The sequence below is a fragment of the Xanthomonas sp. F4 genome (assembly GCF_011761895.1).
Map to the genome: position 1 here is coordinate 132,046 of NZ_JAASQX010000007.1, position 14,036 is coordinate 146,081.

Below are 14,036 nucleotides of genomic sequence, written 5' to 3' on the forward strand. Positions count from 1 at the left end.
CCATGCCCAAGACCCTGTTCCATTCCGCCCTGTTCCTCGCCGGCCTCGCCGTGGTCTGCTGGATCGGCGCCGGCTATCTCGGCTCCAACCCGCTGGGCGCCGGCTTCGCCGCGTTGATCGGCCTCTGCTACCTGGCCGGCGTCGCCGAGCTGTACCGCTACCGCCAGGCCACCGCGACCCTGCACACCGCGCTGCGCGACGCCGAGGCCGCGCGCAGCGATCTGGGCGGCTGGCTGCAACGGCTGCACCCGAGCCTGCGCAACGCGGTGCGCCTGCGCATCGAAGGCGAGCGCGCGGCCCTGCCGGTGCCGGCGCTGACCCCGTACCTGGTCGGCCTGTTGGTGCTGCTGGGCATGCTCGGCACCTTCCTGGGCATGATGGCGACGCTGCGCGGCACCGGTCTGGCGCTGGACAGCGCCACCGACCTGCACGCCATCCGCGCCTCGCTGGCGGCGCCGCTGAAGGGCCTGGGCTTCGCCTTCGGCACCTCCATCGCCGGCGTGGCCGCCTCGGCGATGCTCGGCCTGCTCGCCGCGCTGTGCCGGCGCGAGCGCCTGCAGGCAGTGCAGCAACTGGATCTGCATGCGGCCACCGCGCTGCGCACGCACTCGCTGGCCTACCAGCGCAACGAGGCGTTCAAGCTGCTGCAGACCCAGGCCACGCTGATGCCGAGCCTGATCGAGCGCATGCAGACGATGATGGCGGCGCTGGAACAGCACAGCGCGGTCAGCGGCGAACGCCTGGCCAGTAGCCAGGACGCGTTCCACAGCCGCACCGAGGCCGCCTACACGCGCCTGGCCGGAGCAGTCGAACACGCCCTGCAGGCCGGCGTGGCCGCGCACGCGCGTGCGTTCGGCGACGCGCTGGAGCCGGTGGTGCAACGCACGCTCGACGGCGTGGCGCGCGAGACCGCCGCGCTACAGGACACCGTCGGCCAGGCGGTGCAGCGGCAACTGGACAGCCTGGCCAGCGGCTTCGCCCAGGCCGCCGAGCAGGCCACGCAGCGTTGGGACAGCGCGCTGGCCGAACAGCAACGCGTCAACGGCGCGCTGCTGCAGGAACTCCGCAGCGCGCTGCAACGCGCCGGCGACGGCCTGGAACAGCGTGCAACCACGCTCGTGGAGGCGACCGCGGCGCGCCTGCAGGCCGCCAGCGACGACGCCAGGCAGGCCTGGGCCGAGGCGCTGACGCAACAACGCGAGGCCAACGACAGCCTCGCCGCGCGCCATGCGCAGGCACTGGACACCGTCGCAGGCCGCCTGGATGCCACCGCCGAGGCCGCACAGCAGGCCTGGAACGCCGCGCTGGAGCAGCAGCGCGATGCCAACGCGGCACTGGTCACACGCAACGCGCAGGCGCTGGACACCGTGGCGATGCGCTTGGACGCTACCGCCGAGGCCGCACAACAAGGCTGGGGCGCGGCGCTGGCACAACAGCGCGAGGTCAACGACACCCTCGCCACGCGCAATGCGCAGGCGCTGGAGACCGTGGCGACCCGCTTGGATGCCACTGTCGAGGCCGCGCAGCAGGCCTGGAGCGCGGCGCTGGCACAGCAACGCGAGGTCAACGAGGCCCTGGCCGTGCGCAACGCGCAGGCGCTGGACACCGCCGCCGCCAGCCTGGAACAGCGCGCCGCCGCGCTCGCCGAGACGCTGCAGCAGGCCCATGCCGACCTGCAGGACGCGCTGGAAGCGCGCGACCAGGCGCGCCTGCGTGCCTGGACCGACAGTTTCGCCAGCATGGCCGCGACCCTGGGCGGACAGTGGGAACATCATGGCGAGCGCATCGCGCAGCGCCAGCAGGAGATCTGCAGCACGCTGCAGGAGACCGCCGCGGCGATGTCGGAACAGAGTCAGGCGCAGGCGCGCGACACCATCGCCGAGATCGAACGGCTGGTGCAGGTGGCCTCGGAAGCGCCAAAGGCCGCGGCCGACGTGGTCGCGGAACTGCGCCAGAAACTCTCCGACAGCATGGTCCGCGACACCGCGATGCTGGACGAACGCAATCGCCTGCTGGCCACGCTGCAGACCTTGCTGGAGGCGGTCAACCACGCCTCCACCGAGCAGCGCAGCGCGGTGGATGCGCTGGTCGCGACCTCGGCGGATTTGCTGGAGCGCGTCGGCAGCCGTTTCACCGACCAGATCGAAGCGCAGACCGGCAAGCTCGACGAGGCCGCCGCGCAGGTCGTTGCCGGCGCCACCGAGGTGGCCAGCCTGGGCGACGCGTTCTCCGGCGCGGTGCAGACGTTCGGCGAATCGAACATGGCCCTGCTGGAACGCCTGCAGGGTATCGAGCAGGCCTTGGACAAGTCGCTGGCGCGCAGCGACGAACAGTTGGCCTACTACGTGGCGCAGGCACGTGAGGTGATCGACCTGAGCATGCTGTCGCAGCAGCAGATCACCGAGGAGCTGCGCCAGCTCGCCGCGCGCCAGGCGCCCGACCAGGCCGACGTGGCATGAGCGACGAGCTGGAACTCGACGCCGACACCGGCGCGCCGGTCTGGGCGGTGTTCGGCGACCTGATGTCGGTGCTGCTGGGCGCGTTCGTGCTGATCCTGATCGGGGTGATCGGCGTGCAGTTGCAGCTGTCGAACAAGCTGGATGTGGAAATGCGCCAGCGCCAGCTCGAAGCGCAGCAGCGCAAGACCCTGGAACAGGCGCTGGCGGCGCCGCTGGCGGCCGGCCGGGTGACCCTGGTCGACGGCCGCATCGGCATCCGTGGCAACGTGCTGTTCGCGCTGAACTCCGACCAGTTGCAGCCGGAAGGTCGCGACTTGCTGAAGAGCCTCGCCGCGCCGCTGGCCGGCTATCTCAAGGCGCGCAACGAGATCCTGATGGTCAGCGGCTTCACCGACGACCGCCAGGTGCGCGAGAGCAACCGCCAGTTCGCCGACAACTGGGAACTGTCGGCCGAGCGCGCGCTGACTGTGACCCGTGCGCTGATCGAGGCAGGCGTCCCGGCCGATGCGATCTTCGCCGCCGCCTTCGGCGCACAGCAGCCGGTGGCGCCGAACGCCGACGAGGCCGGACGCGCCAGCAACCGCCGCGTGGAGATGGCCCCGCTGCCGCGCATGAGCAAGCGTGCCGCGACACCGCATGCACCCTGATCCGATTCCCGCCATCGACCGCCTTGCCGCCTGGCGCGCACAGCACGCCGAGCGGCTGGACCCGCTGCGCTTCCGCTTCCTGGAAGCGCTGGCGCGCCGCACCGAGGCGCAGCAGGGCAAGACGCGGGAGCTGCTGGAGCAGAAGCTGTCTGCCCTGCTCGACGCCTACGCGGCGGCGCTGGATGCGTCCTCACGGAACGCCGGCGATCCTGATGCCGACGCCGCGATGCGATCGACCCAGCCGAGTCCGCTCGGCGCCCTGGTGGCGCAGTATCGTGCGGCCGCTGCGCCCACCATGTCCGGCACCGATGCCGAACCTGGCAGCGGCACCGACAACACCGCCGGCGCTGCGGCGCAGGCAGTGCCGATGGCAGCGGAGGCAACGACGTCATCGCCCGCCGCGACCGCGGCCGCGCGCCTCGCTGCGCCGCAGCTGCCCGCCGTCGAAGAGGCGCGCCGGCTGTGGACCGAACTGCGCAGCCGCAGCCAGCTGCGGCAATCGCTGCAACAGGCACCCGCCGATGCCGGCCCGCTGAATTCCGGCGTGCTGGTACACCGCTCGCTGGCATTGATGCGCACGCTCTCGCCCGGCTACCTGCAGCACTTCCTGTCCTACGTCGATGCACTGTCCTGGCTGCAGCAACTGCACGATGGCGGCGCACTGGCGAAGCAGCAGCAATCCGGCAGCGCCGTCGGCAAACCGACGACACCGCGCAGCAAGCCGCGCAAACGCGGTTGACCACATCGCCAATGCACGTAACGCCCACAGCGTCGTGGTAGGAGCGGCTTCAGCCGCGACGGGCGTTACAGGGAACGGCGGTCGCGGCTGAAGCCGCTCCTGCCAAAGCCACTTTCCTCACACGACACATCCACACAGGCAAGAAAAAGGCCGGCATGCGCCGGCCTTTCCCGTCACCCATCGGGGAGCTCGGCTTACAGCGCCTTCGCCGCCGCCACCACGTGCTCGGCGGTGATCCGGAAGTGTTTGTACAGCACATTCGCCGGCGCCGAGGCGCCGAAGCTGTCGATGCCGACCACGGCGCCGTCCAGGCCCACGTAGGCGCGCCAGAACGCGGTGACACCGGCTTCCACCGCCACGCGCTTGCGCACCGCCGACGGCAGCACCGACTCGCGGTAGGCGGCGTCCTGGCGATCGAACACGTCGGTACACGGCATCGACACCACGCGCGTCTTCAGGCCCGCGGCATCCAGTGCCTGCTTGGCTTCCACCGCCAGGCCGACTTCCGAGCCGGTGCCGATCAGGATCACGTCGGGCGTGCCGCCCTCGGCATCGGCCAGCACGTAGCCGCCGCGCTCGATCTGCTTGATCTGCTCGGCGCTGCGCGCCTGGAACGGCAGGTTCTGGCGGCTGAACACCAGGCAGCTCGGGCCATCCTTGCGGGTGATCGCGGCCTTCCAGCTCACCGCCGACTCCACCGTGTCGCAGGGGCGCCACACGTCGTTGTTGGGGATGTAGCGCAGCGACGCCAGGTGCTCCACCGGCTGGTGGGTCGGGCCGTCCTCGCCCAGGCCGATCGAGTCGTGGGTGTAGACGTGGATCGCATGCGCCGGGATCAGCGCGCTCATGCGCACGCCGTTGCGCGCGTAGTCGCTGAACACCAGGAAGGTGGCGTCGAACGGAATGAAGCCGCCATGCAGCGCCAGGCCGTTGGCGATGGCGGTCATGCCGAACTCGCGCACGCCGTAGTACACGTAGTTGGCGTTGGGATCGTCAGTGGCGACCGACTTGCTGGCCTTCCACAGGGTGAGGTTGGAATGCGCCAGGTCGGCCGAACCGCCGACCAGCTCCGGCAGCAGCGGCGCGAAGGTTTCGATCGCCATCTGCGAGGCCTTGCGCGAGGCGATGGTCTGGCCTTCGGCGGCCTGCTTGGCGATGTAGGCGTCGGCCTGGGCGAGGAAGTCCTCCGGCAGCTCGCCGTGCGAGCGGCGGGTCAGTTCCGCGGCTTCGGCCGGGTACTGCTTGGCGTACTTGTCGAAGGCCTGCTCCCACTCGGCCTGGCGCAGCGTGCCGGCCCCGCCGGCGCGCCAGCCGTCGTAGATTTCCTGCGGAATCTCGAACGGCGCGTACGGCCAGTTCAGCGCCTTGCGCGCGCCTTCCAGCTCTTCCTTGCCCAGCGCGGCACCATGCGAGGATTCCTTGCCGGCCTTGGTCGGCGCACCGAAGCCGATGGTGGTGCGGCAGCACAGCAGGGTCGGCTTCTCGCTCTCGGCGATGGCCGCCTCGATCGCGGCCTTGACCGCGTCAGCGTCCTGGCCGTCGACATCACGGATCACGTGCCAGCCGTAGGCCTCGAACCGGGCCGGGGTGTTGTCGCTGAACCAGCCGGCGGTGTTGCCGTCGATGGAGATATGGTTGTTGTCCCAGAACGCGACCAGCTTGCCCAGGCCCCAGGTGCCGGCCAGCGAGGCGGCCTCGTGGGACACGCCTTCCATCATACAGCCGTCGCCCATGAACACCCAGGTGCGGTGGTCGACGATCTGGTGCTCGGGGCGGTTGTAGCGCTGCGCCAGCAGCTTTTCGGCCAGCGCGAAACCGACCGCATTGGCGAAGCCCTGGCCGAGCGGACCGGTGGTGGTCTCCACCCCGGGGGTCTCGCTGCGCTCCGGATGGCCGGCAGTCTTGCTGTGCAGCTGGCGGAAGCGTTTGAGCTCCTCGACCGGCAGGTCGTAGCCGGACAGGTGCAGCAGCGCGTACTGCAGCATCGAGCCATGGCCGTTGGACAGCACGAAGCGGTCGCGGTTGAACCAGTGCGGATTGTTCGGGTTGTGGCTGAGGAAGTCGTTCCACAGCACTTCGGCGATGTCGGCCATGCCCATCGGCATGCCGGGATGGCCGGAATTGGCGGCCTCGACCGCATCGGCGGCAAGGAAACGGATCGCGTTGGCGAGTTCGCGGCGGGTAGGCGTCGTCATGAGGGATCTGTCGGAAGCGGGCGCGTGGCGTCGGGTCCGTTATTGTCCCACAGGCGGGGATTGGAGATTGGGGATTGGGGATTCGCAGCGGCACTGGCTGGACGCTTCAGATGGCGTCGGAGCGGCTTCAGCCGCGGCGGGCCATTCCCGGCAAACACCTATCGCGGCTGAAGCCGTTCTCACGCGTGGTCCGTCAGGCGGCGGCACTGCCGCCTTTACCAATCCCTAATCTCGAATTCCTAATCCCGGCCGTCCTCGCCCTTGGCCACCAACGTGGTCAGGGCCAGGTCGCCGGTCACGTTCAGCGCGGTGCGGCACATGTCCAGGAAATGGTTGACGCCCAGGATCATGCCGATGCCGACCGGGTCCACGCCGACCATCGCGCAGATCAGCGCCACCACCGGCAGCGAGCCGGACGGCACGCCGGCGGTACCGATGCCGCCGAGGATGCAGACCAGCATCACCATGCACTGCTGCGCGATGCTCAGCTCCACGCCGAAGAACTGCGCCAGGAAGATCACCGTCACGCCCTCGAACAGCGCGGTGCCGTTCTGGTTGGCGGTGGCGCCGACGGTCAGCACGAAGCGCGAGACCTTGTGCGGCAACCCCATCTGGTCGGCCACGCGCAGCGCGGTCGGCAGGGTGGCGTTGCTGGACGCGGTGGAGAACGCCATCACCGTCGCTTCGCGGGTGGCGCGGAAGAACCACAGCGGCGAGCGCCCGGCCAGGCGCACGGCCACGCCGTAGCTCACCACCATGTGCAGGCCCAGCGCCAACACCACCACGCCCACGTAGGCGCCCAGCCGTACCAACAATTCGAAGCCGAACAGGGCCGCCAGGTTGAACATGAAGCAGGCCACCGCATACGGCGCCAGGCGGATCACCAGCCCGATCAGGGTCATCGAGATCTCGAACACGCCCTCGATGCCGCGCCGCAGCGTCGCCACCTTGGCGTCCTCGCTGAGCACCATGCCCACGCCGAACATCACCGCGAAGAACATCAGCGACAGGATCGCGCCGTTGCTGGAGGCGGCTTCGATCACGTTGTCGGGCACGATCGACAGCAGCATGTCCATGCCGTGCGGCTGGTGCTTGCTCTGGTCGACGATCTGCGCGGTACGCTCCACGTTCTGCTGCAGCAACTGCTGCGCCAGCTCGCGATCCACGCCGATGCCGGGCTTGAGCACGTTGACCAGCACCAGCCCGAGCAGCACCGCCACGCCGGACAGCACCACGGTGTAGCCCAGCGTCTTCCAGCCGATCCGGCCGAGCGCGCGGATGTCGCCCATCTCCGAAATGCCCATCACCAGCGCCGAGAACAGCAGCGGCACGATCAGCATGAAGATCAGGTTGAGGAACAGCTTGGAGAACGGCGTGGTGAGGTACTTGGTCAGCGCCTGCACCCAGGCCGCATCGCCCCCGACGCTCATGTGTACCGCCAGCCCCAGCACCAATCCGAGGACGAAGCCGATCGCCATTTTCCAGTGCAACGGCATGCCGGTTTCGGCCTTCACGGGGGTGTCGGTCATGAGTGCGCCTTGCGAGAGAGAATCCCGAGCTTAACAAACCCCCACTGGGAAGCCGCAAGCCCGCACGGGCCGTGCGCCAGCCGCGCCGCATCCATGCCCGCATGCGTGGCCGTGATCCGCGATCAAGACACGCTTCGCCCCCTCTCTTTCTCCATACACGCCAGCGCGACCGCGTTAGCCCTGCCAAGACAGGTCTTGCTGACGCCGGGCGCGCATCGGCCGTCCCTCGCATCCTCGACACAGGCAAAGACGCCTCGGCCACGCACATCTTGCGACCCACGACATCGAAGCAACGGCTGCTGGAGGAAATACGCCTCTGTCTTCTCTCCGGGACCAATCCGTCGCCAAGCGCCAGCTTGCGGCAACTCCTTGACGCACGCACTACGCGGCGCCGTTCGCTCTCGCCGACGAGGGACGCTTCACGCGTCGCGCGGATACAGCGGCGGCAGCTCGTCCTTGTCCTGCTTGCGCGACGTAGTGCGCCAGCGCGGGCCGGCCCAGAACGCCTGGCGCAACGCGGCGCGCGCGCCGGCCACATCGCCACCACCGCCCCAGCGTGCGTGTTGCATGCGCAGCACCGCGTCGCGCTGCGTCGGATCGTCCAGACGCTGCACCACCGTATCCAGATCGGCGACGCCAGCCTGCGCGCACAGGATCGCCGCGACCTCGTCCAGTCCGCCGCTGTCCAGGGCCTTGCGCAACTCCGGCAGCGCGGCGCGTGGATTCACGGGCGCCGACGTCGCGCCAGGCGCAGCGTTGGGCGCCGTCGCCGGCAATGCGGCGGCGACGCGCAAGCGGCGCGCGCGACGCCAGGCCCAGACCAGGGTCGCCAACCACAGCACCGCGAAACCCGCGGCCAGCCCCATCCACAGCGGCAACGAGGCCAGCCAACCCTGCAACGTGTGCGTCGGCGCCACCGCGTTGTCGGCCGGCACCACGTTCAGCGTCGGCGCCGCGGGACTGACCGGGGCCGGTGCCGGCGCAGGCACGCCTTGCCCGGGCTGCACCTGCAAGGTCAGGTCCGGCAGGCTGGCCTCGCGCGCGGCGCCGGCGCCGACGTCCCACCACGGCATGCGCAGGCCACGCACCAGCAACGGGCCCGCCGCCTGCGGCACGATCGAGTAGCGACGGCTGACGGTCACCTGCGGACCGCCGTCGACGAAGCGTTCCTGCACCTGCGGCGGCTCGGCGAACACCTGCGCACCATCGACGCTGGGCGTGGGCAGCTCGGGGAACTGCGCCTGGGTTGCGCCGCGCGCGGTCGCCTCGACCACGATGTCGGCAGCCTCGCCGGCCTTGGCGCGCTGCGGCGTGGCGGTGTAGCGCAGGCGCAGTTCGTGCAGCGGCAGCCACGGCTGCGGCGCGTTGGCCGGCTGCGCGCGCACCTGCAGGGTTTGCGCAGTGCCGCGCGCATTGAGTTCGCCGCCGCGGCCGAAGTAGTCGTCGAAGAAGCCGGTGGGACCGCGGCCACTGAAACGCGCGCCCGGCAGCAGCAGCGAACCGCTGCGTTCGGGGACCAGCAGGTAGTGCCGTTCGACCACCGTGTACATGCGTCCGTCGATCTGGCGGCGGTTCTGGATGTCGTCGCCGACGCGCTGCAGCGACGCGCCGGCCGGCGCGTCCAGGTCGAGTTCGCCCGAACTCAGCGGCACGCCGAGATACAGCCGCACCACCACGCCCACGCTCTGCTGCACGTAGGGCTGTGCGTCGTCGACGACGGTCTGCACGAACACATCGGCGTTGCCCACCTGCGCCGGCACATCGGCATTGGTGGTCGCCGGCGCCGCGGCACTGGCCGCAGCCACCTCCAGCCGCAATGGCGCGGTGCGCTCGTTGCCGACCTGCAGCGACGGAATCTCCAACGTGCCGGTGTTGCGCGGCGTCAGCATCACGCCGAACAAGGACTTCGCCGAGACCGCGCCATTGACGATCTGCATCTGCCGGCTCTTGACCTCGTTGCTGAGCGCGAAATCGGCGCGCAGCGGCGTGTAGTCCGGCGTCGCCGCCGCCTGGTCGGTCTCGATGTTGAGGGTCACGCCCTCGCCGGCGCCGACGTTGTCGCGATCCAGCCACGCGCGCGTGGCGGCGCCCGCCGGCAACGCCAGCAGCAGCGCGGCCACTACCATCAACGCCGCGAAGACGCGTGCCCCCTGGCCGAGTCGCTTGAAGTGGGTCATGGTTCTTGTTCCCGCTGCCTGCGTTCGTGTTCAAGCCTGAATTTGGCGCGCAGCAGATTGCCCGGATCGTCCGGCACCCGCCGCAACCACGCCTCTACCGCCTGGCGCTGCTCGCGCTGCTGCGGCGTCTCGTTCGCGGCGGCAGCGGCACGTTCGGCGGCCTGCTTGTCGGCGCCGCCCTGCTGCGCCATCGCCCGCTGCATCTGCTGGCGCTGCGCCGCATCGGCCTGCTGTTGCGTCTGCGCATCGCCGGGTTTCGGCGGCGCCTGTTGCGCGTCCTTGGTGCCATTGCGTCCCTGCTGGCCGTTCTGCTGCTGGCCGCCCTGTTGCTGATCCTTCTGCTGCTGGTCCTGCTGCTTGCCCGACTGCTGCTGACTGTTCTGCTGCTGACCGCTCTGCTGTTGACCGCTCTGTTGCTGGCCGTTCTGCGGCTGCCCATCCTTCTGCTGCTTGCCGTCCTTGCCCTGCTGGCCGGACTTCGAATTCTGCGACGACTGGCGCTTGCGTGCCGCCTCCACCGCCGCGCGGTTGGCGATCGCATCGGCCATCTGCGGATGCAGCTTCAGCGCCTTGTCATAGGCCTCGATCGCCTCGTCGTAACGGCCCTGGCGGGCCAGGGCATTGCCGAGGTTGTACCAGCCGGCATCGCTGTCGATGCCTTCGAACTGCTGTTGCGCGGCGGCGAAATCGCCCTTGCGGTAGGCCTGCACGCCCGCGTCCAGCCGTTGCTGGCGGACCTGGTCGGCACGTTCCCACCACCCGCCTGCGACAGGACCGGGCGCCGGCGTCTGTGCCTGCGGCGCCGCCGGTGCCTGCGCATGAACCGGTAGCGGCATCGCCAGCGGCGCCAACACCAGCAGCAGCACCGCGGCGCCACCACGGCGGCGGAACGCGAGCAATGCCAGCAGCATCAGCGGCGGCAGCAACCAATAGCCTTGATCGAGCCACACGCGGCCATGGCTTTCGTCGGCCGCCGTCGCCTCTTCTTCCTGCGGCCGCAGCACGCCCAGCGCGCGCAGATCCGCATCGTCAGGCGTCAACGCGGCATAGCGTCCCGCGCCGGCCGTGGCCAGCGCACGCAGCGAACCCGCATCCAGTTGCGCGTGCGCCAGCCGGCCCTGGTCGTTACGGTACGCAGCCCCCTGCGTGGTGCCCAGCCCCAGCGCGGACACGTGATACCCCTGCCCGGCCGCACGCGCCGCCGCCTGCTGCGCCTGCGTGTCGGCCTGATCGCTGAGCACCAGGATGTCGCCGCGGGAGAAGCCGGCCTGACGCAACAACTGCGCCGCCCAGTCGATCGCCAGGTCGGTACGCTGTCCCGGCACCGGCATCACCTGCGGCGACAAGGCGTCGAGGAACAGGCCGACGTTCGCCGCATCGTCGGTCAGCGGCGCCACCGTGTACGGCTCGCCGGCATATGCGAGCAAGGCCACTTCGCCGCCGGCGCGCTCGTGCAACAGGCGCGCCAACTTGGCCCGCGCCTGCAACAGCCGCGATGGCGGCAGATCGCGCGCGTCGATCTGCGCGGACAGGTCCAGCGCGATCACCAACGGCGTGCGCGCCTGCCACAGCGGCTGCTGTTCCTGGCGCCAGCTCGGCCCGGCCAGCGCCAGCACAGCCAGCGCATAGCCCAACGCGCCCACCAGCAGGCCGGCATTGCCCTTGGCGTCGCCACGCGCCAACAGGTGCGGCAGCAGATGCGGGTCCACCGTGCGCCGCCAGATGTCGCGGCGGCGACGCCGGCGCCACCAACTCCAACCCAGCAACGGCAGCAACAGCAGCGCCCACAGCCACTCAGGGCGCAGCAGGTGCAGGGCCTGGAGGAACTCCATCATGCGGGTCATTGCCGCCTCCAGGGCCAGATGAAGGACAGCAGGGCCAGCGCCAACGCCGCAGCCAACGGCCAGGCGTAGCGCTCGATCCGCGGCCGCACCGCCGGACCCGCCGAACGCACCGGTTCGAGCCGGTCCAGCTCGGCGTAGATCGAGGCCAGTTCGGCGGTATCGCGGGCGCGGAAGAAGCGACCGCCGGTGTCCTGCGCGATCTTGCGCAGCGTGTCCTCGTCGACCTGGTCGTCGCCGCCGCTGCCGGGAATCGGCAGGCCGAACAGCGACATGCCGCCATCGCCGCCGAAGGCGATGGTGTACACGCGCACGTGTTCGGCCTTGGCCAGTTCGGCGGCCTTCAGCGGGTCGAGCACGCCGGCGGTGTTGACGCCGTCGGTGAGCACGATCAGCACCCGCTCGCCCTGCTGCTGCTCGCGCAGGCGCTTGACCGCCAGCGCGATCGCATCGCCCAGCGCGGTCTCGCGGCCGGCCAGGCCGACCACGCTGTCGCGCAACTGGTCGCGCACCGTGGCAAGGTCCGCGGTCAACGGCGTCAGCGCATACGCCTGCTGGCCGAACACCAGCAAGCCGATGCGGTCGCCGTCGCGGCGGTCGAGGAAGTCGGCCAGCACCGCCTTGGCCGCGGTCAGGCGATCGACGACGCGCCCGCCCAGGGTCATGTCCGGCTCGCTCATGCTGCCGGACAGATCCACCGCTAGCATCAACTGCCGCGCCTGCTGCGGCGGCGCGATGGGTTCGCCAAGTTGCAGCGGCCGCGCCGCGGCGGCACACAGACAGAACCATGCCAGCCAGGCCAGCCAGACGCTGGCGCGCCATAACCCGCCGCGCGCCGGTGCGGCGGCCACGGCCTGCAGGCGCTCGCCATAGGGCACGCGCAAGGCCGGCGCATTGCCGCGCCGCGCCGGCAGCAGCAGATTGGCCAGCAAGGGCAGCGGCATGGCCAGCCACATCCAGGGCCAGGCGAAGCCGGCCACCAGGTCGCTGAGGCTCTGCCACGACGACGGCAACAGACTCATCGCCGTCCTCCGCGCCGCGCCGCCATCAACGCCAGGAACCGGCGCCGCGCCAGCGGCAGCAGCGCCTGCACCTGCGCCGGGTCCACGCTGAGCCGGTAGCCGCCATCGAGCAGCACACGGCCTGGGCCGGTGGAGAAATCCTGGCGCTTGTCGCCGCCATCCAGGAACCGCAGCCAGTCCTCGCCCTGCAAGGCCGCAGCGGCCGGATCGCGGCGTTGTGCCGCACGCCGCAACAACTCAGAGACCGCGGCCACCTGCGTCGGCGGTTCGCCCGTGCGCGTTGCCGCGTCGAACTGGCGCTGCCAACGCTGCACGCGCTGGCGCCGGCGCATCCACACGAACAGCGCCGCGCCGATCGCCAGCAGCAACACCGCCGCCAGCATCCACCAGCCCGGCGCGGGCGGCCACCAGGCCGGTGCCGGCGGCAGATGCACATCGCGCAGGGGCAGTTGTTGCGGGCTCATACCGTCGCGCCCCGTTGCACCGGCAGCAACCACGACTCGCTGGGCGCGTCGCTCAGCAACACCCGCACCTGCACGCCGCGGCCCGGCAGTTCCGCGGCTAGGGTTTCCAACGGCTGCACGAACTGCGCGCGCCAGCGCTGTTGTGCGGTGCTCGCCAGCAGATCCACTTCCACGCGGCGGCCGCTCGCCCAGAACGGCAGGGCCGCGCGCGGCGGCTGCACCTCCAGCGGATCGGCGAGCAGCAGCAACTCCACTTCGTTATGCAGTGCCAGCGCGGCCCAGCGCGCCGCGGGCACGGCCTGCGCGCTGGCCGGGTCGGCCAGCACGGTCAGGCGCGACCCGGGGCGCAACAGCTTGGCCGCGTGATCCAGGGCCATGCCCAGGCCGGCGTCCTCCTGCGGCGGCTGCGCATACCAGCGCGTCAACGCATCCAGCACGCGCAGGACGCCGCGCGGTCCGGAGGCGGGCGGCACCGGTGCTTCGCTGCGGCTGCCGCGCAAGGCGGCCAGGCGATCGCCCTGGCGCTGCGCTGCCCACGCGGCGACCGCCCCGGCACGCGCCGCCTGCACCGACTTGAAGCGGACGCGGGTGCCGAAATACAACGACGGCGCGGTGTCGGCAACGATCAGGCTGAGCCGTTCGCGCTCGGCCTGGAACAATTTTGTGTGGGTGCGACCGCTGCGCGCGGTGAGCCGCCAGTCGATGTGGCGGACGTCGTCGCCCGCCACATACTCGCGCGATTCGGCGTACTCCATGCCGCGCCCGCGCATGGGCGACGGGGCAGCGCCGCTGAGGCCATGGCGGCCGCGGCGCGGTGGCGGGATACGCGCAACGGCGGCACGCAGGGCCACCAACTCGGCCAGGCTGGGACGGATCCCCGCCTCGGCCGGCGCGGCGGCGTGCGGCATGCCCGGCGCGGCGGCGTGCGGCATGCCCGGCGCGGTCGGCTGCGGTGCCATGCTC

General features: G+C 70.7%; 10 protein-coding genes. 3 read left to right on the forward strand and 7 right to left on the reverse strand.

Annotated elements, in window-relative coordinates:
- The first annotated feature begins 2 nt into the window (after positions 1 to 2).
- The 3 genes from FHR66_RS18570 to FHR66_RS18580 are packed head-to-tail and all read left to right on the forward strand — an operon-like array spanning position 3 to position 3,845.
- On the forward strand, positions 3 to 2,459 hold the full coding sequence (locus tag FHR66_RS18570; protein ID WP_160965408.1) for a DUF802 domain-containing protein: 2,457 nt from the start codon (positions 3 to 5) through the stop codon (positions 2,457 to 2,459).
- Entirely contained in the window at positions 2,456 to 3,106 is a 651-nt protein-coding gene (locus FHR66_RS18575) for an OmpA family protein (protein ID WP_160965406.1), read from the forward strand. The genes FHR66_RS18570 and FHR66_RS18575 overlap by 4 nt, the downstream gene beginning before the upstream one ends.
- Positions 3,096 to 3,845: a DUF2894 domain-containing protein gene (locus FHR66_RS18580; protein ID WP_160965404.1), complete on the forward strand. Its 750-nt coding sequence runs from the start codon at positions 3,096 to 3,098 to the stop codon at positions 3,843 to 3,845. The genes FHR66_RS18575 and FHR66_RS18580 overlap by 11 nt, the downstream gene beginning before the upstream one ends.
- A gap of 194 nt (positions 3,846 to 4,039) precedes the next feature.
- Here FHR66_RS18580 and tkt read toward each other — a convergent pair whose 3' ends face one another.
- The 7 genes from tkt to FHR66_RS18615 all read right to left on the reverse strand — a co-directional run bounded on the left by tkt (position 4,040) and on the right by FHR66_RS18615 (position 14,005).
- Positions 4,040 to 6,040 (reverse strand): transketolase, encoded by a 2,001-nt coding sequence (gene tkt / locus FHR66_RS18585; protein WP_160965402.1) that lies wholly within the window; start codon positions 6,038 to 6,040, stop codon positions 4,040 to 4,042.
- Between the two features lie 239 nt (positions 6,041 to 6,279).
- The gene (locus FHR66_RS18590; RefSeq protein WP_160965400.1) at positions 6,280 to 7,569 is read right to left on the reverse strand and encodes a dicarboxylate/amino acid:cation symporter; all 1,290 of its coding nucleotides are present in this window, start codon (positions 7,567 to 7,569) and stop codon (positions 6,280 to 6,282) included.
- Between the two features lie 419 nt (positions 7,570 to 7,988).
- Positions 7,989 to 9,746, reverse strand: a complete 1,758-nt coding sequence (locus FHR66_RS18595; protein ID WP_456361781.1) for a BatD family protein — start codon at positions 9,744 to 9,746, stop codon at positions 7,989 to 7,991.
- Positions 9,743 to 11,590, reverse strand: coding sequence for a vWA domain-containing protein (locus FHR66_RS18600; RefSeq protein ID WP_160965398.1), 1,848 nt, complete (start codon positions 11,588 to 11,590; stop codon positions 9,743 to 9,745). The genes FHR66_RS18595 and FHR66_RS18600 overlap by 4 nt, the downstream gene beginning before the upstream one ends.
- The gene (locus FHR66_RS18605) at positions 11,587 to 12,609 is read right to left on the reverse strand and encodes a vWA domain-containing protein (RefSeq protein ID WP_160965396.1); all 1,023 of its coding nucleotides are present in this window, start codon (positions 12,607 to 12,609) and stop codon (positions 11,587 to 11,589) included. Before FHR66_RS18605 ends, FHR66_RS18600 begins: the two co-directional genes overlap by 4 nt.
- On the reverse strand, positions 12,606 to 13,073 hold the full coding sequence (locus tag FHR66_RS18610; RefSeq protein ID WP_160965394.1) for a DUF4381 domain-containing protein: 468 nt from the start codon (positions 13,071 to 13,073) through the stop codon (positions 12,606 to 12,608). The genes FHR66_RS18605 and FHR66_RS18610 overlap by 4 nt, the downstream gene beginning before the upstream one ends.
- Positions 13,070 to 14,005 (reverse strand): DUF58 domain-containing protein, encoded by a 936-nt coding sequence (locus FHR66_RS18615; protein ID WP_160965464.1) that lies wholly within the window; start codon positions 14,003 to 14,005, stop codon positions 13,070 to 13,072. The genes FHR66_RS18610 and FHR66_RS18615 overlap by 4 nt, the downstream gene beginning before the upstream one ends.
- Positions 14,006 to 14,036 lie beyond the last annotated feature (31 nt).

Bases quoted from the DNA above. Each gene is read 5' to 3' on its own strand.
- FHR66_RS18615 (WP_160965464.1), bottom strand. From the start codon at position 14,005: ATGCCGCACGCCGCCGCGCCGGGCATGCCGCACGCCGCCGCGCCGGCC.
- FHR66_RS18605 (WP_160965396.1), bottom strand. From the start codon at position 12,609: ATGAGTCTGTTGCCGTCGTCGTGGCAGAGCCTCAGCGACCTGGTGGCC.
- tkt (WP_160965402.1), bottom strand. From the start codon at position 6,040: ATGACGACGCCTACCCGCCGCGAACTCGCCAACGCGATCCGTTTCCTT.
- FHR66_RS18580 (WP_160965404.1), top strand. From the start codon at position 3,096: ATGCACCCTGATCCGATTCCCGCCATCGACCGCCTTGCCGCCTGGCGC.
- FHR66_RS18590 (WP_160965400.1), bottom strand. From the start codon at position 7,569: ATGACCGACACCCCCGTGAAGGCCGAAACCGGCATGCCGTTGCACTGG.
- FHR66_RS18600 (WP_160965398.1), bottom strand. From the start codon at position 11,590: ATGACCCGCATGATGGAGTTCCTCCAGGCCCTGCACCTGCTGCGCCCT.
- FHR66_RS18610 (WP_160965394.1), bottom strand. From the start codon at position 13,073: ATGAGCCCGCAACAACTGCCCCTGCGCGATGTGCATCTGCCGCCGGCA.
- FHR66_RS18570 (WP_160965408.1), top strand. From the start codon at position 3: ATGCCCAAGACCCTGTTCCATTCCGCCCTGTTCCTCGCCGGCCTCGCC.
- FHR66_RS18595 (WP_456361781.1), bottom strand. From the start codon at position 9,746: ATGACCCACTTCAAGCGACTCGGCCAGGGGGCACGCGTCTTCGCGGCG.
- FHR66_RS18575 (WP_160965406.1), top strand. From the start codon at position 2,456: ATGAGCGACGAGCTGGAACTCGACGCCGACACCGGCGCGCCGGTCTGG.